The organism is Arcticibacter svalbardensis MN12-7 (genome assembly GCF_000403135.1).
Taxonomy (GTDB): Bacteria; Bacteroidota; Bacteroidia; order Sphingobacteriales; family Sphingobacteriaceae; genus Arcticibacter; species Arcticibacter svalbardensis.
The window spans coordinates 18,666-42,332 of sequence record NZ_AQPN01000086.1 but is presented as its reverse complement, the minus strand read 5'-3'; the positions used below and the strand labels follow the sequence as shown (position 1 = coordinate 42,332).

The 23,667-nt window shown below is 38.2% G+C and carries 19 protein-coding genes; 11 read left to right on the top strand and 8 right to left on the bottom strand.

Translation table 11 applies throughout. The annotated features are described in order from the left end of the window. The 4 genes from ADIARSV_RS11540 to ADIARSV_RS11525 form a co-directional block, all read right to left on the bottom strand. On the bottom strand, positions 1–558 hold a 558-nt coding region (locus ADIARSV_RS11540), incomplete at its 3' end, for a TolC family protein (RefSeq protein ID WP_160166660.1). After that, on the bottom strand, positions 545–3,748 hold the full coding sequence (locus ADIARSV_RS11535; protein WP_016195703.1) for an efflux RND transporter permease subunit: 3,204 nt from the start codon (positions 3,746–3,748) through the stop codon (positions 545–547). The genes ADIARSV_RS11535 and ADIARSV_RS11540, both read right to left, overlap by 14 nt. Positions 3,749–3,760: 12 nt before the next feature. Continuing rightward, positions 3,761–4,891, bottom strand: a complete 1,131-nt coding sequence (locus ADIARSV_RS11530; protein WP_235048410.1) for an efflux RND transporter periplasmic adaptor subunit — start codon at positions 4,889–4,891, stop codon at positions 3,761–3,763. Between the two features lie 190 nt (positions 4,892–5,081). Beyond that, positions 5,082–5,681: a TetR/AcrR family transcriptional regulator gene (locus ADIARSV_RS11525; protein WP_016195701.1), complete on the bottom strand. Its 600-nt coding sequence runs from the start codon at positions 5,679–5,681 to the stop codon at positions 5,082–5,084. A gap of 444 nt (positions 5,682–6,125) precedes the next feature. Between ADIARSV_RS11525 and ADIARSV_RS11520 the strand changes: the two genes are divergently transcribed. The 8 genes from ADIARSV_RS11520 to ADIARSV_RS11485 all read left to right on the top strand — a co-directional run bounded on the left by ADIARSV_RS11520 (position 6,126) and on the right by ADIARSV_RS11485 (position 15,929). Further along, entirely contained in the window at positions 6,126–6,773 is a 648-nt protein-coding gene (locus ADIARSV_RS11520) for an OmpA family protein (RefSeq protein ID WP_016195700.1), read from the top strand. A gap of 35 nt (positions 6,774–6,808) precedes the next feature. Continuing rightward, complete coding sequence (locus tag ADIARSV_RS11515) at positions 6,809–7,630, top strand: PRC-barrel domain-containing protein (RefSeq protein WP_016195699.1); 822 nt, start codon at positions 6,809–6,811, stop codon at positions 7,628–7,630. Positions 7,631–7,868: 238 nt separating this feature from the next. Continuing rightward, complete coding sequence (locus tag ADIARSV_RS11510) at positions 7,869–10,727, top strand: M16 family metallopeptidase (protein WP_016195698.1); 2,859 nt, start codon at positions 7,869–7,871, stop codon at positions 10,725–10,727. 238 nt (positions 10,728–10,965) lie between these two features. Beyond that, positions 10,966–11,391: a DUF3826 domain-containing protein gene (locus ADIARSV_RS11505; RefSeq protein WP_235048409.1), complete on the top strand. Its 426-nt coding sequence runs from the start codon at positions 10,966–10,968 to the stop codon at positions 11,389–11,391. 399 nt (positions 11,392–11,790) lie between these two features. Then, positions 11,791–12,960 carry a hypothetical protein gene (locus ADIARSV_RS11500; RefSeq protein WP_016195694.1) on the top strand — a complete coding sequence of 390 codons (1,170 nt, stop codon included), beginning with the start codon at positions 11,791–11,793 and terminating at the stop codon, positions 12,958–12,960. Between the two features lie 12 nt (positions 12,961–12,972). Then, on the top strand, positions 12,973–14,211 hold the full coding sequence (locus ADIARSV_RS11495) for a quaternary amine ABC transporter ATP-binding protein (RefSeq protein ID WP_016195693.1): 1,239 nt from the start codon (positions 12,973–12,975) through the stop codon (positions 14,209–14,211). 1 nt (position 14,212) lies between these two features. Beyond that, on the top strand, positions 14,213–15,040 hold the full coding sequence (locus tag ADIARSV_RS11490) for an ABC transporter permease (protein WP_016195692.1): 828 nt from the start codon (positions 14,213–14,215) through the stop codon (positions 15,038–15,040). A gap of 25 nt (positions 15,041–15,065) precedes the next feature. Continuing rightward, positions 15,066–15,929, top strand: a complete 864-nt coding sequence (locus ADIARSV_RS11485; protein ID WP_016195691.1) for a glycine betaine ABC transporter substrate-binding protein — start codon at positions 15,066–15,068, stop codon at positions 15,927–15,929. Positions 15,930–16,015: 86 nt separating this feature from the next. Here the strand turns inward: ADIARSV_RS11485 and ADIARSV_RS11480 are convergent, their stop codons facing one another. After that, positions 16,016–16,708 carry a DUF421 domain-containing protein gene (locus tag ADIARSV_RS11480; protein ID WP_052017007.1) on the bottom strand — a complete coding sequence of 231 codons (693 nt, stop codon included), beginning with the start codon at positions 16,706–16,708 and terminating at the stop codon, positions 16,016–16,018. A 533-nt stretch (positions 16,709–17,241) separates the two neighbouring features. On the opposite strand from ADIARSV_RS11480, the gene cysK reads away from it, so the two are divergent. After that, positions 17,242–18,153 (top strand): cysteine synthase A, encoded by a 912-nt coding sequence (gene cysK / locus ADIARSV_RS11475; RefSeq protein WP_016195688.1) that lies wholly within the window; start codon positions 17,242–17,244, stop codon positions 18,151–18,153. On the opposite strand, the gene ADIARSV_RS11470 is transcribed toward cysK, so the two are convergent. Both ADIARSV_RS11470 and ADIARSV_RS11465 read right to left on the bottom strand, forming a co-directional pair. Next, on the bottom strand, positions 18,150–18,857 hold the full coding sequence (locus tag ADIARSV_RS11470; protein ID WP_016195687.1) for an LrgB family protein: 708 nt from the start codon (positions 18,855–18,857) through the stop codon (positions 18,150–18,152). The two genes, cysK and ADIARSV_RS11470, sit on opposite strands and share 4 nt — an antisense overlap. Further along, positions 18,854–19,192 carry a CidA/LrgA family protein gene (locus tag ADIARSV_RS11465; protein ID WP_040299873.1) on the bottom strand — a complete coding sequence of 113 codons (339 nt, stop codon included), beginning with the start codon at positions 19,190–19,192 and terminating at the stop codon, positions 18,854–18,856. Before ADIARSV_RS11465 ends, ADIARSV_RS11470 begins: the two co-directional genes overlap by 4 nt. 319 nt (positions 19,193–19,511) lie before the next feature. Between ADIARSV_RS11465 and ADIARSV_RS11460 the strand changes: the two genes are divergently transcribed. Further along, positions 19,512–19,931, top strand: coding sequence for a DUF1801 domain-containing protein (locus tag ADIARSV_RS11460; protein ID WP_016195685.1), 420 nt, complete (start codon positions 19,512–19,514; stop codon positions 19,929–19,931). A gap of 71 nt (positions 19,932–20,002) precedes the next feature. Here the strand turns inward: ADIARSV_RS11460 and ADIARSV_RS11455 are convergent, their stop codons facing one another. After that, on the bottom strand, positions 20,003–20,890 hold the full coding sequence (locus ADIARSV_RS11455) for a hypothetical protein (RefSeq protein ID WP_152439853.1): 888 nt from the start codon (positions 20,888–20,890) through the stop codon (positions 20,003–20,005). 323 nt (positions 20,891–21,213) lie between these two features. Between ADIARSV_RS11455 and ADIARSV_RS11450 the strand changes: the two genes are divergently transcribed. Further along, positions 21,214–23,172 carry a 7TMR-DISM family protein gene (locus ADIARSV_RS11450; RefSeq protein WP_016195683.1) on the top strand — a complete coding sequence of 653 codons (1,959 nt, stop codon included), beginning with the start codon at positions 21,214–21,216 and terminating at the stop codon, positions 23,170–23,172. The last annotated feature ends 495 nt before the right edge of the window (positions 23,173–23,667 follow it).

Below are 23,667 nucleotides of genomic sequence, written 5' to 3'. Positions count from 1 at the left end.
GAACCCATGTGCGATGTCAGATGCTAACCTGGTTTGAACAGCTTTACGTACCTCAGTGCTTTGCAGATAAGCAGCGCCTGCAACATTCTGCTGATTGGCGATCTTCCGCCAAATGTCTGCTTCCCAGCTTAATCCCAGTGAGGCATTATAATCTTCGATATGTTTTGAATCTGAAAACTGACCAATAGTCAATCCATTCAAACTATTATCAGAAGGCCGGTTGGAGCTAGCAGCTATTCGTAAATTGACCTCCGGAACATTACCCCATTTTGATTGTCGAAAAATCAATGCGGCTGATTCGATATTCTTCAGTGCAATCTGCATATCATAATTTCTTACCAGTGCCGTATCAATCAGCTCTCTAATCATGGGTTCCCTGAAAAATTCCTGATAGGGCTTGTTTGCAATACGCAGCGTATCAGTATTTGGGGCCATCCCAATTCGATAGCCCTGAGGGAACATATTGGAAGGCCTTGCTGCATTTTGGGACACCGTACAGCCGCTTGCTGTGATGAGCAGGACTATAATGACCAGGGATATATTTTTAAACGATATCATATTCTTTAATACTAGTTGTTGTTTGAACTGATTCCAAGGATTCCTGAGCAATCTTATGGGACGGATTACCTGTAATTTTTTCTTGTAGATATTGAAAGATGACGAAAAGCACAGGAATAATTAAAAGACCAAGTATCACCCCTGTCACCATTCCTCCTGCAGCACCAATACTGATAGAGTGGTTACCTAACGCAGAAGGTCCAGTTGCACGCATCATCGGTATTAATCCTACCACAAATGCAAGGGAAGTCATAATGATGGGGCGTAATCTTAATTTTGCAGCTTCTAATGAGGATGCAACAAGCGACTTACCTGTTCTTCTCCGCTGGACTGCAAACTCCACAATCAGGATTGCATTTTTAGCAAGCAGACCGATCAGCATGACCAAGGCGACCTGAACATAAATGTTGTTTTCAATTCCGGTTAATCCGATCGCTATAAATACACCAATTATGCCTGAAGGAATAGAAAGAATTACGGCTAGTGGAAGTATATAACTTTCGTATTGAGCCGCTAAAAGGAAGTACACAAATATCAGACACAGAAGAAAAATGATAACCGACTGACCACCTGATGTAATCTCCTCTTTTGTTAATCCGGAAAACTCATGAGAGAATCCAGAGGGCAACTGCTGTGCCGCCACTTCATCTACTGCTTTGATCGCATCACCTGAACTGAAACCAGGTTTTGGTATCGCATTGACTCCTATTGAATTAAATAAATTATAGCGTGATACTGTTTCTGTGCCATATACACGTTTAAGTTTGATTAACGTATTTATGGGTACATTTTCGCCGTCCTTATTTTTAACAAAAACACCATCCATAGAAGAAGGATCAGCACGGTCATCTATATCGGCCTGCACCATCACCCTATAGTACTTTCCAAATCTGTTAAAATCAGATGCCTGGGCACTTCCAAAATAGCCTTGCAAAGTTTGCAATATATCTTTTGTAGACACCCCCAACTGTTCTGCTTTATTATCATCCAGTTCCATTTCCAATTGTGGATAATCTGCTTTAAAGGAAGTAAAGGCTACCGCTATTTCCGGACGCTTCATCAGTTCCGCAATGAAGTTATTGGCGATGCCACTAAACCGGTCAAGTTTTCCACCTGTTTTATCCTGCAATACAAGGTCCAGCCCATCAATATTACTGAAGCCCGGTACGGTAGGGAAGGTAAAGACAAAGAAATTAGCTCCTTTTATAGTAGCCAGCTTTCCTCTTACTATGTTCATAATGGCTGTAATGTCCTTGACATCACCTCGCTCTTTTGCTGGTTTTAGCAAAATAAATAAACTTCCTGCTGAAGGACTTGTAGAAGAAGTAAGCAAACTGAAACCTGATAACCCATTGAATACCTTTGTAAAAGGTAATGGTCTTAACAAGTCTTCAGCCTTCTTCACTATTTCCGTACTTCTTTCCAGTGAAGCACCGGCAGGAGTCGACATAGCAATAGCGATAAAGCCTTGATCTTCCGAAGGAATGAATCCAGTTGGCGTTTTCTTTACCATCCAAACGGTAGCCAGCACAACGATGGCCAACCCTGCTAGTCCAATCCATTTCGAACGAATCAGGAAACGTAAGCTTCCTACGTATCTTTGAGTCAGCGAATCAAAACTTTTATTAAACCCGGCGAAGAACTTTTCTTTAAAATTTCTTTTGACAGTGACAGAGGAGTCTGGGGAAGGAACCTCTTTTAAGAACAAGGCGCATAAAGCAGGACTCAATGTTAATGCATTTACGGCTGAAATTACAATCGCTATGGCCAGTGTAAAGGCAAATTGTCTATAAAATACGCCAGTGGAACCCTCCATGAAACCTACCGGTAAAAATACGGCACTCATGACCAGTGTAATGGAGATAATTGCACCTGTAATTTCATGCATTGCAGCTGCCGTAGCCGGTTTTGGTGCCAAATGTTTGTGATGCATCTTGGAATGCACCGCCTCCACGACCACAATAGCATCATCGACTACAATTCCGATGGCTAGTACCAGTGCAAATAAGGTCAACAGATTAATAGAAAACCCAAATAGGTTCATGAAGAAAAATGTCCCAAGAATGGCTACCGGAACCGCAATGGCAGGGATAAGTGTAGATCTCAGATCTTGTAAAAAGATGAACACCACCAGAAATACCAGGATAAAGGCTTCTATCAAGGTATGAATAACCTGTTCAATAGATTGGTCTAAAGAGACTTTAGTACTATATAAAACAAAATAGTTAACGCCTTTCGGAAAGTCTTTTTCGGCTTTCTCCATAAACTTTTGCACCGCAATCTGTACCTCATTTGCGTTTGAGCCACTTAATTGCTGAATGGCTATATTTAATCCTGGTTTGCCATCTATACGAGTTAAACTGGAATAGGTATAAGAACCAAACTCGATTCTAGCTACATCTTTTAGACGTAAAAATGAACCATCTGCATTAGATCGAATGATAATGTTCTCATATTCATCTGGTTTGGTTAACTTTCCCTTATATTTCAATACATATTGAAAAGCATTCTTGCTACTTTCTCCAAACATACCTGGAGCCGCTTCCAGATTTTTATCTTTTATCTTTGAAATAACATCATTTGGAACCAGATTGTAGGTAGCCATCTGTGCAGGGTTAAGCCAAACGCGCATGGAATAATCTTTACTTCCACCAAAAATAACGGCCTGTCCAACACCCTGAATACGTTTAATTTCAGGGATAAGATTGATGGCAGCATAATTGGCCATAAAGGTCTGGTCATAGCTTTTCTCATCGACTGTATACATACTCAGTACCATGATTAAACTATTCTGCTGTTTGGCAGTTGTAACCCCTGCCTGAATAACCTCTGCTGGCAGCTGACTTGTTGCCTGAGATACGCGGTTTTGTACATTTACGGCTGCCTGATCGGGATCCGTTCCTAACTTAAAGTACACCGTGATCACCAATGAACCATCATTACTGGCAGTAGAACTCATATAACTCATATTTTCTACTCCATTAATGGATTCTTCCAATGAAGGCGCAACTGAACGCAGAACAGTTTCTGCATTTGCACCTGGATAAAGAGCCGTTACCTGAACTGCCGGAGGTGCAATATCAGGGAATTGCTGTAAGGGCAACTTCATTAATCCAAGTATGCCAAGTATCACCAGTAAAATGGAGATGACTGTTGCTAAGACGGGTCTGTCTATAAATTTTTTAAACATGATGATGGTATATTATCTTGATGCAGTTTTATTGTTTTCTGCTGTAAATGCTTGCGGCTGGATGATATCTCCTTCTTTGATTTTATCTATTCCATCTACTACAATCCGATCTCCGGAATTTAATCCGTTATTTACCAGATAGTTCGTGCCACTGGTTCCTGAGATAGTTATAGGCCGCTTACTTACTTTATTAGACTTGTCGACAGTAAAGACAAACATTTTATCCTGCACTTCTACAGTGGATGCCTGGGGGATTAGCAATGTTTTTGGATGTTGCAGACTGAGTCTGATTTTACCCGTATTACCAGACCTTAACAGGCCTTGCTGATTGGCGAAAGTAGCCCTTAATAGAATAGAGCCGGTCTGCTTATCAAACTGTCCATCTACCATATCTATCTTTCCTTCCTGAGCATAAACACTATTGTTGGATAAAACGAGAGAGACTCCAGGCAGTCTTTTTAACTTTTCTGCCAGGGTTCCTCCAGGGTTGTTTGTATTAAAGTCGGCAAAATCATCTTCTCCTAATGAAAAGTAAACATGCACCTGGTGGACATCGGAAAGCTGAGTTAGTGGTAAAGCATCTGTAGTGGATACCAAACTGCCTTGTTTTTTGGGCAACAAGCCTACATACCCGTTAACCGGTGCTTTTATCAGGGTATAATCCAGATTAATACGTGCGGAAGCAACTTCTGCTCTAGTCTGTTTAACTCTGGCTTGTGCTGATTCATAAGTTGCCTGGGCACTTCTGAGTTGAAAATCAGAAACCACTTTGTTCTTTACTAAAGGGGTTAATTTATCAATCTCAATTTGGGCATTTGTTACTGATGCCTGGGCGGCAAGCAAGGAGGCCTCAGCATTATTTACTGCTTCTTTAAAGGGAAGTCCATTTATTCTAAAAAGTGGATCTCCCTTTTTAACTAATGCCCCTTCATTTACATAAATCTGATCCAATACGCCTGATATTTGAGGACGGATCTCCAGATCTATAGCGCCTTGTATAGCTGCAGGGTATTCTGTATAAGTAGTCTCAGTACTGCTTTTAATTGATACTACGGGGAGGGACTGCAGTGCAGGTGCTTCAACTTGCGTAGGTGTGCCGGCACAGCCAGCTAAAAATAGGGATAGAAGGATTGCGATTTTCATAACGATATTCATTGTTTGACCGTGTTAAGTGGAAAGCTGATGCTGATTATTTAACATGAGTATAATTACTTAACACTGTTAAGTAATTGTGTAAAAAAAGGTTCAATGAGTGGGATACTCTTCTTCTTGAGTATAAACTTATGGTGTATAGATAATTTAACAGTGTTAAGTATTCCATAAAAAAAATATATTAGTCGTTTATTGATCTGATGATGCCTTTAATAGCATCTTTTAAAATGTGTTGATTCATTTCTTCGTTAGTACCTTTTTGTACTAAATTGATTGAGATTAATCCGTGAATAATAGACCAGAAAGTATAATATTTTCTGCATATTACTTCTTCAGATGGCGGATTTGAGGTCATTATTTCTGCTATTGTGTCTTGAACCAGTTTCCTGATGCTAACGGCCTCAGCTAGCATCGTTTTTGTTTCGCAACAATTTGTATCTACACCAAACATTAATTTATACAACTGCTGGTTAATAAATGCAAAATTCCAATAGGCAATCCACATCTCTTCAAGTTGCTTCTCTGGTAAAGTATGTTTAGCCTTTGCAGCTCTAAATTCCTGTAACAGCATCAAATTTCCTTTACGTGTTAATTCTAGCAAAATACCTTCTTTGTTTGAGAAATATTCATAAATAATAGGAGCAGTGTAATCAATCTTATCCGCAATCTTACGCATACTCAAAGCTTGCCATCCATCTTCGTTTACAATCTCTAAGGCAGCTTCAAGAATATTGCATCTGGTGTCTTCTTTAAGTCTTTGAATTCTATCTTTACTAGCCATTTAAATGTACAGTGTAAATTATCTAACAGTGTTAAGCAAAAGTATTATTACATTTTCAAATATCTATCAGAATAGTGTCAGTATTGTTAATTTTCTAAATTAAGGCAATAAGGAGCACTTGCTTGATGTGGAAACGAAACATTTATCAGGCTCCCATAGAAGTGATTACTTAATGCTTAATCTTTTCAAACACTCAGCCTTATTATTCCTTCCTATGGAGAGTTCGTTTGTCCTGATAAGTAGTAGTAAAGATCGCAGCTTTTGAATAAAATTTTTTCCATTCTATATTGTAACCCTAATTTATTCGACATTAGACATTCTTAAAAAGCGATAAACACATTTTTTCTATTTAATAAAACATTTTCATTAAATAGCTCTTTTTATTTGCAGGATTTTCCTTTTAAATTTTGTCTAACCCTATTTAAAACTTAAACATTAAAAAACATGGCAGAACTGAATGTTCAACCCAAAAGGTCAAATTCAAGTTGGATCTGGATTATACTTGCTTTGATTGCAATGGCAATCTTATTTTTCTTTTTTAAAGGATGTGACGAGGCAAATGTGAAAGTCGGTACCGGAGATTCGACAGCTACTACCGGTATGAATGACGCAAATGTACTTGCTACTACAGAACCCGATTGGGGCAGTGTTGATTTTAATGCACCTAAATCTTCTTATGATGAAGTAACAGACAAAGACATTTCAGTAAGTGGTAATGATGCCTACACCATTTACACACTCGGGGAGAACGTTATCTTTCCAACAGATCAGAATATCCTTCAGGGAAGCGCAACTGCTAAGCTGAAACAAATATCATCTTCCCTGAACAAACGCTTTAAGGGTGCATCTATCGGTATTTATGGAAGTACAGATTCAACTGGTACGGTTGGACATAATAAGCAACTTGGAGCGGAAAGGGCAGAAGCTGTAAAGAATTGGATGATTGAAAATGCAGATATAGAAGCGAATAAAATATCTGTTCATTCCTTGGGTGAATCTAAACCCGTGAGCAATAATGCAACCGCATCCGGAAGAAAACAAAACAGAAATGTACAAATTGTAGCATTCGCAGGCAAAGCGGTAAATCAGTAATTACAAATTATATAATAACCTAAAAAATAAATGTGATGGCTTTAGATGATCAAATAAATGAAAATAGTCACCTGGTTGAACTGGGTGGCAGTGATTTTGAAATTGTTGACGGACAGCCTAATGTAAATGGCTGGGATGTGGTTAATGAACACGGACATAAAATTGGTGAAGTGGCCGAATTGCTCTTTAGTCCCGAATCACGCAAAGTACGCTATCTGGTTGTAGATCTTGATGATACGGAATTAAGCATGGAAGATAATGAGCCGGTGGAAAAAAAGGATGGTCCGATATTGATTCCTATTGGATTGGCCGAATTGCATGAACAGGATGACGAGGTGATTGTTCCTCATGTTACTACGGCACAGATCATGTCTCTTCCTGCCTATGAAAAGGGCAATGTAACACCCATCACTGAATCTCAAATCAGAAGCATTCTGGCCGGAACTACAGTTGGTGATGCACTAGCTTATAATGCAGCGGACTTCTATACACATGATCATTTTAATGAAGAAAAATTCTATGGTAATCGTAGGGTTCCGCAGGAGAATGAGACAGTTCCAATAGATCAAAGCCATGATCAGGACCCATCCGTTTTGGATAACGAGGATATCGGAACGAAAAGTAATAGTGAAACTTTGGATGATTTAGCGAATTCGGAAAGTAATAAAAAAATGGGTACATCGGAGAACATCTGGGAAACAGCAGACGAAAATCTGATTGATGAAGATAATTTAAAGGATGAGACCAGGTTTGGTGCAATCAACGAGGATGAAGAAGACTCTAAACGCGAGGGCATCCGCTTTGGTAGTACAAATAGAGGTGATAGTGGCCCTGATACAAACATCAATCCTTTATAAGCATAACTCTTTCATTGAAGCAAACAAGGCTGACTTTAATAGGTCGGCCTTGTTTGCTTCAAATGGTTTTAATTATTCATAATTCTTTAAATTGTATAATTACTTCAGAATTTCCAGTGGTTTGGGACAAAAATTATTAAACAGATACGTTTTAATATCCTTTATGATTTAGTTCATTAGTTTTTCCCTTTATTATTGATTTTTAGTATTATTACAGTATACTAAATCTCATTTTCTCATGCTTAAACATTACAAATTAGCTGTTTGTGTCCTCACATTGTTGACGTGGCAAACTCAGGTCCAAGCCCAAAAAATACCATTAAAACCCAAATTAGTCGAAAAGGTAGTTCGAAAAGGCAATGAATTGGTTATCCCTTACGAGAAATATCTTCTTCCAAATGGTTTAACCGTAGTAGTTCATGAAGACCATTCTGATCCTATTGTACAAGTTGACGTAACCTATCATGTAGGCTCAGCACGTGAGGAAGTTGGAAAGTCAGGTTTTGCGCATTTTTTCGAACATATGATGTTCCAGGGATCGGATAACGTAGCAGATGAAGAACATTTCAAGATCGTTTCTGAGGCTGGCGGAACTTTAAATGGATCAACGAATCGGGATAGAACAAATTATTTTGAAACCCTACCCAGCAACCAGTTGGAAACCGCTTTATGGTTAGAAGCAGACCGTATGGGTTTTTTAATGGATGCCGTTACCCAAAAGAAGTTTGAAATTCAACGTGCTACAGTAAAAAACGAGCGTGGTCAAAACTACGACAACCGTCCCTACGGATTGGTTTTTGAGAAAAATACAGCTGCTTTATATCCCTATGGTCATCCCTACTCATGGACCACTATTGGCTATCTGAGAGATTTAAATCGGGGAAACGTACAAGACCTGAAGAATTTTTTCTTACGCTGGTACGGTCCCAATAACGCTACTTTAACTGTGGGAGGGGATGTTACACCGGCACAGGTTGTCAAACTAGCAGAGAAGTACTTTGGCCCTATCAAACGAGGCGTAGAAGTTAAAAACATGAAGCTGCCGGCTCCTGTATTAACTCAGGACAAGTATATTTCGTATGAAGACAATGTGCGTTTTCCACTGCTTCAAATGACTTTTCCTACTGTTCCCAACTTTCATCCCGATGAAGTTCCCCTGGATTTGTTAGCCGAAATACTGGGACAGGGTAAAAATTCAATCCTGTATAAAAACTTAGTAAAAAGCCAGAAAGCAGTTCAAGCTGGTTCTCAACACCCATGCACTGAATTGGCAGGTGAATTCAGCATTTCGGTATTACCATTTCCTGGTCAAACCCTTGCTGAGATGGAGAAAACAATAAGGGAATCTTTGGTTGAATTTGAAAAAACAGGTGTTTCCGAAGATGCACTTACCCGTTTTAAGGTTTCTTACGAAGCTAATGAGATTGACCAGCTATCCAGTGTGGATGGTAAAACATCTATATTGGCCAACTACCAGGTTTTTACAGGCAACCCTAATTTCTTGCCAAACGACCTGAAGCGGTATAAAGCGGTAACGCGCGAAGATGTCATGCGTGTTTACGCGAAGTATATCAAAGGTAAACATGCTGTAATTTTAAGTGTAGTACCTAAAGGTAAATCGGCAGATGTTGCACATGCAGATAATTTCACGGTAGATTCCTCCGGTTATGTTCCTCCTAAGGATCAATATGCAGGTTTGAAATATATAAAAGCGACCGATACTTTCGATCGTAAAAAACGTCCAGGATCGGGAGCAAACCCAGTTATTAAAGTACCACCCTTCTGGAATGATAAAGCTGGAAATGGGATCAAAGTTATTGGTACTAAAAATGATGAAGTGCCAACGGTATCCATGCTGTTTTCAATCAAAGGTGGACATAAACTAGAAGCTAAAAATCCAGGTAAAGCAGGTATAGCCTCTCTTACCGCGGCCATGCTGAATGAATCTTCAAAAAAATATACCTCTGAACAATTGAGCAGCGAGTTGGATAAACTGGGTTCTTCTATAAATTTTAGCGCGGGTCCTGATCAAATGACCGTATCCATGCAGTCGCTGACTAAAAATCTGGATGCTACACTTGTCTTGCTGGAAGAGCGGATGTTATACCCTCGGTTTGACTCAACTGATTTTGATCGTTTGAAAAAGCAAACATTAGAGTCTATTGCCAACCAAAGCACACAGGCATCGGTTGTAGCTGCTAATGTGTACAATAAAATGCTGTATGGTAATGATAATATCCTTTCCATTCCGGTTATTGGTACAACTTCAAGCGTAAGTGCTATAACATTGGATGATGTAAAGAACTTCTATCGCAGCAACTTTTCTCCTTCTGTTACTAACCTCGTCATTGTAGGCGACATAGAACAGAATACCATTATGCCTAAGTTAGGTTTCCTCTCAAAATGGGAAGCTAAACCAGTAGAAATGCCTGCGACGCCGAAAGTAGCAACTATTGAAAAAACAAAGATCTTTCTGGTGAATAAAGACAAAGCAGCACAATCTGAAATAAGAATCGGTTATATTGCTTTACCTTTTGACGCAACCGGAGAGTTCTACCGGGTTAATATCATGAATTATATCCTTGGAGGCGCCTTCAATAGCCGGATCAACCTGAACCTTCGCGAAGATAAGGGCTACACGTATGGTGCCGGTTCTTATTTCTCCGGCTCTGAATCTGCTGGTCCATACACCGCCTATGCCGGAGTTCGTTCTGATGTAACTGACAGCTCCGTTGTTGAGTTTATGAAAGAGATCAAGCGTTTTGAAGAAACAGGGATCACTGACCAGGAATTAGCATTTGTCAAAAGTGCAATGGGGCAAAGTGATGCCCGTAAATACGAGACTGCATTTCAGAAAGCTGCTTTCCTGAATAATATTATCCGATATAACTTAGACCTTTCATTCGTTTCTCAACAAAGTGCCATTTTGCAGGGAATTACAAAAGATCAGGTAAATGCCTTGTCCAGCAAATACCTGACTGTAGACAAAATGAGTATTGTTGTGGTAGGAGATAAAGCTACCATTAAACCGGGTTTAGAAAAACTAGGCTACGAAATTGTAGAGCTTGATCCAGATGGTAATCCTGTAAAAATGTAAAATTAATCCCCTCATGCCATGATGAGGGGACTGATTCTTGCCTTATTCTGAGGATAACATATTATAGTACAATGAAAATATGGTATAGCAATACCTATTTCTGCTGAGTTATCTTTGATTTGATCCAGTTTAACCAGATGTATTTTCCTGTTTAGTTGATAGTAGATTGATAACCAAATCGTTTTGCTAAAAAAAAGAAAATAATAAAAGGATGATACCGGACCAATTTTAGATGATGATGAAAAGAACAATACAAGTACAACTTTTTGGTATGGACATACTGGCTGTTACCCTGTTTCCCTCAAATGCACAAAGCCAGTCAGCTCCAACTCAACAGACCACGATGTCGGCAGAAACACGTGCTAAGTCAGATTCAGATCTCGAAAAGAAGGCTGCAGATTGGATTGCCGGCTTAAATTTGAATGATGCGGCTAGGGTCCGGTTAAAGGAAGCAGTGGCTGGACATTTGAAAACTATTCGCGATTGGCATAATGAACACCCATACACAACTGTTCCTGCAGGAATCAATCCAGTTACTGGTAATAGGTTTTTCGACCTCGACAGCCAAGTAATTGCCAATTCAGCTATGCCAGTAACCGTTCATGAAAACTTGATGAGCAGCTGTGTTATAAGAATAGTTATTCTTCAACAACAACACCATTAACGGAAATACGATAACGGAAAATACTGAAAAGTAAGCATTCCTTTATTGTATTTCCGTTTTTATTTAAACTGCAATTTAATAGGGATTTACCATCTCTTTAATACCTTATTTTTGTATTGGTCGGGAACTCAAAATCCCCATTTAGCTCTTACAGATTGACCTTCAAGTTGCTTACTGCCAAAAAATTATCTATATTTGCGCATATTTCAGTTTATAAGTTTACTAAAATAGTAACATTAAACGTCCGCTATTCAAGCACCATCTGTGTGCTTAATTCAATAAAAATAGCAACTATATCTATTTAAATGTCTGAGGGATTTAGTCCCTGATTTTCATTTTTATATTTCTTTTTAATTTTTTAAATGCCCAGTGATTAAACTGGTCTGTTTACTCTTTTTTATGTTTAAAACCACACAGCTAATATGCTGCTTAGCACTGTTTTTCTTGTTCTCTAATCCAATAATAGCCCAGGATTCAATACCCACAAATAATAAAATACCTGATCAGCCTGAAAAAAGCAAACCTACTCTCAAAATAGGTGGCGCATTAAGATTCAACTACAATTTATCTTCCTGGAAAAAGGAACAAGTAAAAAGGGGAGGAGACTTCGGATTAGATGTGTTCAGAATTAATGCAAAGGCTTCTTTTGAAAAACTTGATTTCCAAGCCGAATATCGTTTTTATCCAAAATCTTCAGGAGGAGGCTTTTTAAAAGAAGGGTATGTGACTTATAATTTTAACGACAGTACTAATTTATCAGTGGGATTAGTTCAAAACCCATTCGGGAATACCACTTATAACTCGCACAATTGGTTCTTTAACCTTCCCTATTATGTAGGTTTTGAAGATAAGTTCTCAATGGGACTTAATTTTCATCAACGCAGAAACCGTTGGGTTTACAATGTTGCATTCTTCAAAAATGCTATGGAACTTGACTTTGGAGATCAAACAGCAACAGATCCCTCCCGATATTCCTATGATGTAGCCGGGAGAAATAAGGAAGTAAACCAGGGAAACCTGAAGACGGAATACCTGCTTTCCCAAAACAAAAGAATAGGAATATCTGGTATGCTTGGAGGAGTATATAATATTTCTACTGGAAGGATGGGGGCTCGTTGGGCTGCTGCTGTACATACGGATCTGAATTATGGGAAGCTGAATGTAAAGCTCCAATCGATGTATTACCAATACAACCTATCTGACTCTGCACAACACAAAGATGTGATTGAAATGGCTGCTTATGGAGCTACCTATGGTGTTGCCCGAAAGGCGTATCTCCATACCGCTTCGTTCGCCTATACACAGCCTGTAAAACTTGGACCTGTTACTTCTTTAACTTTTTACGAGAACTATTCTTATATGGATAAAACGCAAGCCAGATTTGATGACACCCAGATGAATGTCCTCGGATGTATGCTGAGTGCCGGAAGGTTAACTACTTATGTGGATTTGGCCTCAGGTAAAAACCAACCCTGGTTAGGACCCGACTGGCAAAATGGTTTATCCTCAGGTGAACCCGATTCACAATGGCATAGCCGGTTTAATATCAACTTCGGTTACTATTTCTAATATAAAAACAACATGTCAAAACTTAAAATAGAAGACCTCACACTCCTGTTTGGCCACGAAAAGGAAAAGGCACTTACTTTACTGAAGCAAGGTAAAACCAAAGCGGAAATATTTAAAGAAACAGGCTGTACGGTAGCAGTAAAAAACGCAAGTTTTAGTATAAAACAAGGTGAGTTTTTTGTCATCATGGGTTTGTCTGGAAGTGGTAAATCCAGCCTCTTACGTTGTCTCAACCGTTTAATTGAGCCGACCTCCGGAAGTGTAATTCTGAATAAGGTGAACATTACCAATCTGGATGATAAGGGATTGCAAAAGGTGCGTCGTAAGGAAATGGCTATGGTCTTTCAGAACTTCGGTTTATTACCTCATCGATCAGTGATTGAAAATGTAGCTTTCGGACTGGAGCTTCAGGAGATTCCTGAAAAGGAACGTTTGGAAAAAGCAAAATCGGTCATTGATCTTGTTGGCCTTCAGGGATATGAAAACCAACATACAGCCTCCCTCTCTGGAGGGATGCAACAAAGGGTAGGACTAGCCAGAGCATTAGCCAACGACCCTGAAATTCTGCTGATGGATGAAGCTTTTTCTGCATTGGATCCGCTCATCCGTAAGCAAATGCAGGATGAACTGATTGATCTGCAGGAGAAAATGCATAAAACGATTGTGTTTATTACGCATGACCTGGACGAGGCTATCCAATTGGGTGACCGTATAGCGATCATGAAAGATGGCGAGATTGTACAGATTGGTACACCTGAAGATATCTTAACCAACCCTGCTACAGATTATGTATCCTCTTTTGTAGAGAAAGTCGATCGTAAATCAATCATTACCGCAGGGAGCCTGATGTTTGATAAACCTACTGTAGCCATCTATTTGAAGGATGGTATAGAAGGAACCTTACGTAAGATGCGGACGTCAGGATTAACCACTTTGCCTGCTGTATCCATTGATAAACACTTTCTGGGTTTTGTTTATCTCAGAGATGTCCTCGAAATCAAGGCGCAGGGAGAGAAAACTATTAAAAATGCGATCATTAAAGACGTGCCTGTCGCTTATGCAGATACCACGGTAGAACAGATGCTTCCTTTTATTGCAGAAAACGGAAGAGTTGTTCCTGTGATAGACAAGGATACACATAAACTGATTGGTGTTGTAGCACAAACCTCGTTGCTGATCGAAACAACAGGAATTAATTGGGATCACGGAACTGAAAGTCCTATTGATAAAATTCATAAAGAAATAATATAAGATGATACATATTGGAGATTATATAGAGCAGTTCATTAACTGGCTCACGCTCAATTTTGCACCCTTTTTTGATGCGGTGAAAGTCGTCGTAGAATCTATTGTAAATTCAGTAGAATGGGTACTGATGTTCCCACCCTTTTATGTTATCATCATTCTTGTCGCTTTTCTGGCATGGAAACGTACAGGTTGGGGAATTATGCTCTTTACCCTGGCTGGCTTATCGCTTATTTGGGGTATGGGATACTGGGCAGAAACCATGGCCACACTCGCACTAATCCTATCATCAGCTTTTATCGCTCTTCTATTAGGCATTCCTTTAGGAATCTGGGCAGCGAAAAATGAATTGGCGGGAAAGATGATTAGACCAATGCTTGACCTGATGCAAACTATGCCGGCATTCGTATACTTGATTCCTGCAGTATTATTCTTTGGACTCGGTAAGGTTCCCGGAGCATTTGCTACCGTGATCTTTTCCATGCCGCCAGCAGTTCGTTTAACTACATTGGGACTAAGGCAGGTGCCTAAAGATATTGTAGAAGCTACACGTTCTTTTGGAGCTTCGTCAAGGCAACTGCTTTTTAAAGTGGAGTTACCCCTGGCTTTGCCAACTATATTGGCCGGTGTAAATCAAACCATTATGATGGCACTCTCTATGGTAGTCATTTCAGCTATGATTGCTGCAGGTGGACTTGGTGAAGTGGTGCTAAAGGGAATCACCCAATTAAAAATCGGATTAGGGTTTGAAGGTGGAATTGCTGTAGTAATTCTAGCCATTATCCTCGACCGTATTACCCAATCCTTCGGATTAAAAACAAGCGCTAAAGCTTAAAATCAATGAACTTTAAATATATAATATGATGAAAAGAAAAATAAGTACATTCCTTCTAATATTGTCAGTCGTTATGATTTATTCATGCGAACAAAAAGTAAATAATAAAAAGGTAACCATCGCTTATGTAAACTGGGCAGAGGGTGTTGCTATGACCAAGTTGTCGCAAGCTTTACTTGAAAAAGAAGGTTATACCGTAGAATTGAAAAATGCGGACGTGGCACCTGTGTTTGCTGCCGTTGCAGGTGGTGATGCAGATATTTTTATGGATACCTGGATGCCAATTACGCATAAAGAATACATGGATAAATATGGAGAAAACCTAGAAGTTCTAGGTACAAATTTCCAAAATGCCCGGATCGGCTTTGTGGTTCCTGAATATGTGAACGTCAACAGTATCGATGAGCTGAATGCGAATACAGCTCTTTTTAAGGGTAAAATTGTTGGTATTGATGCCGGTGCAGGAATTATGAGTAAAGCCGAAATGGCGATCAAGGATTACGATCTTAAACTTGAGCTCCAATCTGCCAGTGAGGCTGCAATGCTTGCCGTTTTAAAGAAAAGTGTAGATGCTAAAGAACCTATCATCATCACAGGCTGGTCTCCTCATTATATTTTCAGTACCTATAAACTGAAATTCCTGAATGATCCTAAAGCTGTTTTCGGAAGTGTTGAAACCATTCAAACTATAGCAAATAAAACATTTGCAGCATCTAATCCGGAAGTTAAAGCCTTTTTTAGTAACTTCCAGTTGAACGATGTGGAATTAGGATCATTGATGGCCGCACTTGAAAATAACGATGATGAAGCTGAAGCTGTAGGTAATTGGATGACTACGCATAATGATTTTGTTGTTAAAATGACTACATTCCTTAAAACAGCTGAATAAGCGTATTGGGTTAGTAGCGATTATAAAACCCGTTTAGCATGTACTCTTTCAAGAGTAGTGCTAAACGGGTTATTTTTTTAGAGAAATCAGGCAATTCGTTTGGATTGTGATGGCGTTACCCATTCCTCACAAGTGCATCCCGAACAATGATGTGTCCCTGCCGGAAGTGTATCAAGCTGACCACATTGTGAACAACAGAACAATCCCGATAAGGGGATGTCTTTTGTCGCTTCTGTAAGTTCATGAGGAAATATAGGAAGTCCGGGTTTCACCTCTTCATCGGGATAAAAAAGAATACTTATTTCGCCGGATGTTTCAATAAGCACTGTTTTAACCTGTCCCAGGTGTTCCACATTTTGTTGCCGGAGCTCAGAGAAAAATTCATCTTTCGACAATCCGGATTCTTTAAACGAATCCATAATAAGGTTACCTTCCCTGATGACATAAAGGGGCTTACCTTCTAATATAAGTTCAAACCACCTGAATTTATCTGTTAATTTTGTGATTCCAATATAAAGTGAAATGATTACAATGAAAACGGTTAGGGCTGGTAAGATGCCTACATCTTCATAAAACATGGGATCGCCTGCGGCTGAACCTAATCCAATGATTAGAACTAATTCAAAAATTGAGAGTTGCTTAATTCCTCTTTTACCCGATGCTCTTAAGGTAATTGTAATAATTACAAACATCACCACCGAGCGTAGTACAACCTCCAGTAAGAAGGTAACCGGCATATCGTTCAGCAAAATTCTTTCCCAATCCAAAATTTCTGTCATCTAATAAAAGTAGATAAAGATTTATATAAATGGTAAAATTTGAATGTATGTTTGGGAAATCATTTGTGGTGGTAGAGTACAGCTAAATAGAGCATTTCAATTTAATGATAGCAATAATAATGCAATATGAATCCAGTATAAGTCCGACTGTAGGGTGTTTAAGTCGGAATTACATCGGAGTTTTATTAGCTTATTCTTGCATTTACTTATATGCAAGTCATAAAGAGAACCGTGTTGTTTTGTTTTATTACAGTGCTTTTTGAAATTAAGCATTCAATTCTTTCACAACGAAATGAATATAAAAGGCTGTTTGAAAATTGATTAAAGTCATTAAATGAGTAGACCAGGAACGGTCAAAGTCAATATTACAGGTTAAAATTGAAATCTTTTAAAAATGAAATAAGATATACTTGATGAACATAATCATTTACTGCTTCACTAAAAGCATATCTTTGTTTTGGCTGACAATAGCAAAGTATTTCAGAATACAAAAATGTACCTTTCATCATCCGTTAAAACCCTAAAATAGAATTATGAAACATCAAAATATTTTAACTACTATAGGCAATACCCCACATGTTCGCTTGAACAAGCTTTTTGGAGGTACACAGCACGTTTGGATCAAACTAGAGAAGAGTAATCCTGGCGCGAGTATTAAAGACCGGATCGCATTAGCGATGATCGAGGACGCTGAAGAAAGAGGAATTCTTACCGAGGGAAGCGTTATCATTGAACCTACTTCTGGAAATACTGGTATTGGATTAGCTTTGGTAGCAGCAGTGAAAGGCTATAAACTGATCCTGGTTATGCCCGACTCAATGAGCGTTGAGCGTCGTAAACTCATGCAGGCATATGGAGCAGAATTTGTGCTTACACCCCGCGAAAAAGGAATGAAAGGTGCAATAGAAAAAGCAACAGAACTGGCTGACACAATTAAGGATGCTTTTATTCCTCAGCAATTCCAAAATCCGGCTAATGTAGCGGTGCATAGCAGAACTACAGCTCAGGAGATTTTAGCTGACTTTCCAGAAGGTATTGATTATCTGATTACAGGGGTTGGTACGGGCGGACACCTTACAGGTGTGGCCGAAGTATTAAAAGCTCATTTTCCTGCTATAAAGGTCTTTGCAGTTGAACCAACTCTTTCACCGGTATTAAGTGGTGGAAGTCCGGCACCCCATCCACTACAGGGTATCGGAGCTGGCTTTATCCCCTCCATCATGAATATGGAGATCCTTGATGGAGTGATTCAGGTAAATAAAGAAGAGGCATATGACTATACTCGTCGACTAGCTAAAGAAGAGGGTATTTTAGCAGGGATAAGTACCGGTGCATCATTAGCGGCAATTGCTAAAAAATCTGTTGAATTTCCGGAAGGAAGTACCATACTTACTTTTAACTATGATACCGGTGAACGTTATTTATCTGTGGAAAACTTATTTTAAAATTTAATCCAGAAGCCCATAAGTTCCAAAATATAGGGAGTCAGGATTGCTGTAAAAATTCCATTAAGAATCAGTCCCAAACTGGAGAAAGCTCCAAAAGTAGGGCTGATTTCCATAGACTTTGATGTACCTACGGCATGAGCAGCTGTACCCATAGATAATCCCTGAGAAACGGGATTATTGATACCAAATAACTTCATTATTGCATAGCCAAAGATAGAACCAAAGATCCCAACAACAATAACTACTGAAGCGGTGAGGGGTGGAATGCCGCCTATTGCTTTGGATACTTCTATTGCGATAGGGGTTGTAACCGATTTTGGCGCTAAAGACAAGATCACTTCATGAGGAGCTCCCATTGCTTTTGCGATAAGAACCACGCTGACGATTCCTGCGATACAGCCTGCTAATTGCGATACAAAAATGTGTAAAGTTTGCTTTCTTATTTTTTCAAGTTGCAGGTATAAAGGTACTCCTAATGACACTACAGCAGGTTTAAGAAAAAAATCGATCAGTTTACTTCCCTCATGATACACTTCATAATTAATTTTCAATAGCGACAAGAAAACAATGATGATGATGATGGATACCAATATGGGGTTCAATATGATGAGCTTCGTTTTCTTTTGCAGCCTTTGTGCTAAAAAATAGACTAAAAAAGTAAAGGAGATGATGAATATATGACCTTCTAAAAATGCTCTCATAGCTTTTTACGGATAATCTGATGAACCCAGCCGGTTACTGCCAGAATAATGACTGTACTTCCGAACGCGGCAACTACTATGGGGAGAAAGGAATCCCGGATCACATCGAGATAAAGCATGATTGCAACGCCTGAGGGTACGAAAAAGAAAGCAAGATTAGAGGATAAAAAATCTGAAATTCCCTTTACCCACTTAATTTTTACCCAACCAATCTTTAGGAAGACAGTGAGTAGAATTAAACCAATGATGCTCGAGGGGAGTTTCAATCCGGTAATACTTACTATTAATTCGCCCAATGCCAGACAGCCGAATATTATTACGCATTGAATGATCATATCTATTTATTGAAGTTAAATTATAAAAGAAATTAAAGATCATTGGACATAATTAATTAATCTGAACCAATTATGAAGATTGAAATAAGGTATTTCTGTTGTATAAAGTCAAAGTTACAACGAGGTTTATCTAAAAACAAGCTTTAATAAGTGATTCTAATCAAATATGCTTTTTGTCATTATTAATCAGAGGATTAACATTGGGCTAATATTAGGATTGATGCAGAATAAGGTGAGGGGGATTCGTTTTTTTTGATGGTTAAAATTGTTAAAATGATTAACTTAAAATGATTTTTGTTAGATCTATCGATTTGCAGCGATGGCCGAAATTAAAACCAAAGTTACTACTGGGTCTGTTGATCGCTTTTTGAATGGTGTAACAGATGATAACTTGCGGTGGGATTGTTATATCATAGCTAATTTAATGGAAAAAGTTACTGCTGAGCCGTCAGCCATGTGGGGTACTGCTATTGTTGGCTTTGATAAATACCATTATAAATATACCAGCGGTCCTGATGGAGATATGTGTCTGGTTAGATTTTCTCCAAGAAAAAGTAATATTTCGCTTTACCTGATGCCTTACGATATGGAAAAAGAAGACCTGATGCAAAAATTAGGAAAGTACAAAGCGGGGAAGGGTTGCCTTTACATAAAGAAACTGGCTGATGTAGACCTTTCTATATTGGAAATTCTGGTCACCAGATCGGTTGTAAAAGTAAAAGAGACCTATCCTGGTTAATTAGGATAGGTGCTGCTCGAATAATATCTTTATGGTTGGGAATAGCAAAATTTATAGAAATTATTGTGTTGTTACTTTTTCTTTTTATTGAGCAAGAGACCAACTTTTAGACCTCCTGTGAATCCTATTCCGCTATCACCTGCGATATTCAACCCAAAATGATTGCCGTTGTAGCTATCGTATGTACTGTTATCCTCATTGTCTATGGCATAGCCCATCCCAACATAGAGATCTAAAAGAAAGGAATCTCCCAAGATCCATTGTTTTCCCAGGTTAATAATAAATGCTCCGAATAATATGGTTTCTTTTTCATCAATCCTATTAGTTGATTGCTCATAAAAGGAATTTTCTGCGGGAACTTGTGAATATCCTCCTAAAATAAATTCTGGTTTTGCATAGGCACCTTGTAGGAGATGGCTGTATTTATCTCCATTTCGCACAAAGTTAGGGAGCTTAACAAACTTATAACCTGCACCAAGAAAAACTCCTGCTGCTTTTCTGTAATACGTGTTTGATGTAGATGGACCATCCGAGTAATAATTGTATTCTTCTGTTTTCTGCCGTTTGCCAAGTCCAATGATCCCCATTGTGAGTTCATAACTCCGTCCAGGCTTTAAATTCTGTTCATAACTGAGTTGTGTATAACCTATTAGTGGGGATAGGAAGTTCAACTTAATCGCTTTTTTAGCCTGACCCGTATAAAGAGAGGTGTCTTTTAAACTATTTAGATAGGTCTCCTCTCTTCCATTATGATACAATATTTTGGCAATCCGGTCTTTATCTACTGAATAAGTTGGCCCATCCTGATCGGTAAATACTTTATACTTGATCTCTGCCTCACCAATTTCAATGACTTTTGCTTCCACTACTTCTCCATTTTTCTTGTAGATCTTATCCTGGGAAAAAACCTGTATGGAAAACAGGAAACTAATAGCCAATAAGTAAATCGTTTTTTTCATATCTAATTGGTTAGGTTCGAATTTAAAATTGTATGTATACCGTTTAAGGTATTGCATGTGTTAAAGCTAAGGTAAATTAGAGGAATAATCGTATTCATTAAAGAATTGAATCGGATTTGAATAAGTATCTGTTCTGTTTATGCAACTACCAAGGCCCGTAAAGTAGTGTTACTCAAGCGTATAGATAGGTTCGTAAGGCTCTGTTTGTCAGTAATTTAGTTTTATATGGATATCTAGTCGAATAGTAATACATTTGGTCATTAACTAATGACCAAACTTCTATTCAATAAATTCCTGTTTTGTGCTTTGCTTTAACCTACAAAATGAACTTTAATTTACTGCTAATAAGTCTGAAGGGCCTTTATATTAATATTCTTCGTACGAATCATGTTGTTTTATGTCTTTTCCTGTTACTTTTTAGTAGCGGTTTACACGCACAAAAAATAGTGGAGATCGATGACACTGTGCCTCAGCATATATTTTCTTATTCTGAAATAGAGAGTCTGGAAGATCCTAAAGGGTTATTATCTATACAGGATATTCTAAAGCCTGAAATCAGTAAGCAATTTCGTCCTAATAAGATTTATACCCCTAAAATATTCAATCTCAATTCCTACCACTGGTTTAGAATCCGAATTAACCAGAAGAAAGAATCAAAAGAGAATTGGATCCTTGAGTTTTTCGATCAGACCATAGACGATATCACTTTATTCGCTCCTATAGGTAATCAGGCCTATAAAGCATACAAATTTGGTGATCAATATGCCTTTAATAAAAGGGAGTTTCAGCATAAAAATTTCACTTTCAATATTGACCGACAAGCACATGGTGACGGAGTTTACTATATCCGGGTTTACTCATCACAGTCTGCAAGTATAATAGTAGTACTTCGAACAATTAAAAAGTTTGTGGAGTATGCCGTAGATGAGTACTTGTTTTTTGGTATTTTTTATGGAATGATCATTGTGTTCAGCTTATATAATCTGTTAATGTTCATTGCTATAAGGCAAAAACAGTATTTATATTATGTGCTCTATAATATAAGTATTGGGTTTTATGAAATGTGTATTGATGGAATCTCATTTCAATACCTATGGCCGGATAATCCTTTTTGGAACCAATATTCATATGGCATAGCTTTGTTCCTGAGTAGTATATTCGGGTTATTATTTACTATCAACTTTTTATATATCCGTTCGCGGGCACCTCAATTATATAAGGTATTTATTGGGGTTATGATTTTAAGGGTTGTTTTTTTCGCTGCTTGTCTAATTGATACTAATCTGTTTACTTATAAACTGATTGAAATTATTCCGCTTATTGTTGCTTTATCTTCAGGTATTTATATTTATATAAAGGGGCATAAGCCAGCTCGTTTCTTTGTGATCGGGTATAGCTTTTTGTTTATTGGATTCATTATAAAGATTTTGATCCTGATAAATGTGAGTTGGCTTCCTTATGGACCAGTAACACATTACAGTTTAAGCTTTTGCTTTGTTATGGAGATGGTACTGGTATCATTTGCTATAGGTGATAGTGTGCGGCATCTTCGTAAAAAGAAGGATAAGGCACAAAAAAGAATGATCCACCAGTTGCGAATTAATGAGACGCTTAAAGATACTTTAAATGAAGAATTAGCTTTATTAGTCGAAGAACGTACAAGTGAAGTTGTGGAAAAGGCCTCTATAATTGGACAGCAAAATGAAAAATTAACTGCTGTTAATGACTTATTGAAACAGCAGGCAGAAGAGATCTCCAGAATGAATGTATTGCTTAAAAAAGATAATCAGGAACTTCATGTTAACATAGAAAAGGTTACTCATGCCCGTGTTATGTCGCAGGATGTAGATTTTACTGAGTTTAGTACCATTTATCCAGACAGGGAAACTTGTTTTAAATTTCTATCAAAACTAAAATGGGAAACTGGGTATTGTTGCCGAAAGTGTGCCAACACGAATTATCTTGCTGGACAGCTTCCTTACAGCCGCAGGTGTACGAAATGCCGTTACGAAGAGTCCGTAATTTGTTATACCATATTTCAAAATAGCAGGATCCCTATTAATAAAGCGTTTTATATGCTTTTTCTGGTATATTCTACCAAGGGCAAAATCTCGTCTCACAAACTCTCAGAATTACTGGATATCCGTCAGAGCACTTGTTGGGCGTATGCCAGTAAGATGAAAATGATTCTGGATGAACGTAAAAAGGAACTTAAGAACGCAGGTGAGAAGGGTTGGAGTAAAATGGTATTGGAGTGTACGCCTATTCTAAAGCAATTATAAAATTCTTGTATTCGGATGTAAGACTGGTTTGGTGTAACTAGCTGTAGGTTATATATCAATTTCTTGCCTTTGACTTCTAAAGTATTGTATCATTTTTGAAATAGTACGTCATTTTGTTATTGCGATTGAAGCGTATCATAATAAGATTGAATTGTTTTATTACTGATCATTTACTGCTATTAATCAACACAGTAGAGTATGTATGAAGTTTGTTGAAACGTATTGAACGATTGTGCAAATGCTTAATAATTAATATTTTATGATAATGGTCCTTGTTTTTATAACTAAATCTGCTTTACCTTTACCCAACGAATCTTAATTTAATCTAAATGCCAGGAATTCAATTATAAACCAAGCCTCTTATATCATAACAAGGAATAGATCTTATGGGTCTGATTGTTCCTATACAGTAAAATGAATTTATGAATAACAGTATCAAGGAGTATACTAAACAAAATATTAAGATCTGGCAAACTCAATATCTGGATCTGTAGA

Coding starts and splice junctions, on each gene's coding strand:
- ADIARSV_RS11535 (WP_016195703.1), bottom strand. CDS start 3,748: ATGTTTAAAAAATTTATAGACAGACCCGTCTTAGCAACAGTCATCTCC.
- ADIARSV_RS11485 (WP_016195691.1), top strand. CDS start 15,066: ATGATGAAAAGAAAAATAAGTACATTCCTTCTAATATTGTCAGTCGTT.
- ADIARSV_RS11465 (WP_040299873.1), bottom strand. CDS start 19,192: ATGATCATTCAATGCGTAATAATATTCGGCTGTCTGGCATTGGGCGAA.
- ADIARSV_RS11530 (WP_235048410.1), bottom strand. CDS start 4,891: ATGAAAATCGCAATCCTTCTATCCCTATTTTTAGCTGGCTGTGCCGGC.
- ADIARSV_RS11470 (WP_016195687.1), bottom strand. CDS start 18,857: ATGAGAGCATTTTTAGAAGGTCATATATTCATCATCTCCTTTACTTTT.
- ADIARSV_RS11490 (WP_016195692.1), top strand. CDS start 14,213: ATGATACATATTGGAGATTATATAGAGCAGTTCATTAACTGGCTCACG.
- ADIARSV_RS11525 (WP_016195701.1), bottom strand. CDS start 5,681: ATGGCTAGTAAAGATAGAATTCAAAGACTTAAAGAAGACACCAGATGC.
- cysK (WP_016195688.1), top strand. CDS start 17,242: ATGAAACATCAAAATATTTTAACTACTATAGGCAATACCCCACATGTT.
- ADIARSV_RS11505 (WP_235048409.1), top strand. CDS start 10,966: ATGAAAAGAACAATACAAGTACAACTTTTTGGTATGGACATACTGGCT.
- ADIARSV_RS11500 (WP_016195694.1), top strand. CDS start 11,791: ATGTTTAAAACCACACAGCTAATATGCTGCTTAGCACTGTTTTTCTTG.
- ADIARSV_RS11460 (WP_016195685.1), top strand. CDS start 19,512: ATGGCCGAAATTAAAACCAAAGTTACTACTGGGTCTGTTGATCGCTTT.
- ADIARSV_RS11450 (WP_016195683.1), top strand. CDS start 21,214: ATGAACTTTAATTTACTGCTAATAAGTCTGAAGGGCCTTTATATTAAT.
- ADIARSV_RS11520 (WP_016195700.1), top strand. CDS start 6,126: ATGGCAGAACTGAATGTTCAACCCAAAAGGTCAAATTCAAGTTGGATC.
- ADIARSV_RS11515 (WP_016195699.1), top strand. CDS start 6,809: ATGGCTTTAGATGATCAAATAAATGAAAATAGTCACCTGGTTGAACTG.
- ADIARSV_RS11455 (WP_152439853.1), bottom strand. CDS start 20,890: ATGAAAAAAACGATTTACTTATTGGCTATTAGTTTCCTGTTTTCCATA.
- ADIARSV_RS11510 (WP_016195698.1), top strand. CDS start 7,869: ATGCTTAAACATTACAAATTAGCTGTTTGTGTCCTCACATTGTTGACG.
- ADIARSV_RS11495 (WP_016195693.1), top strand. CDS start 12,973: ATGTCAAAACTTAAAATAGAAGACCTCACACTCCTGTTTGGCCACGAA.
- ADIARSV_RS11480 (WP_052017007.1), bottom strand. CDS start 16,708: ATGACAGAAATTTTGGATTGGGAAAGAATTTTGCTGAACGATATGCCG.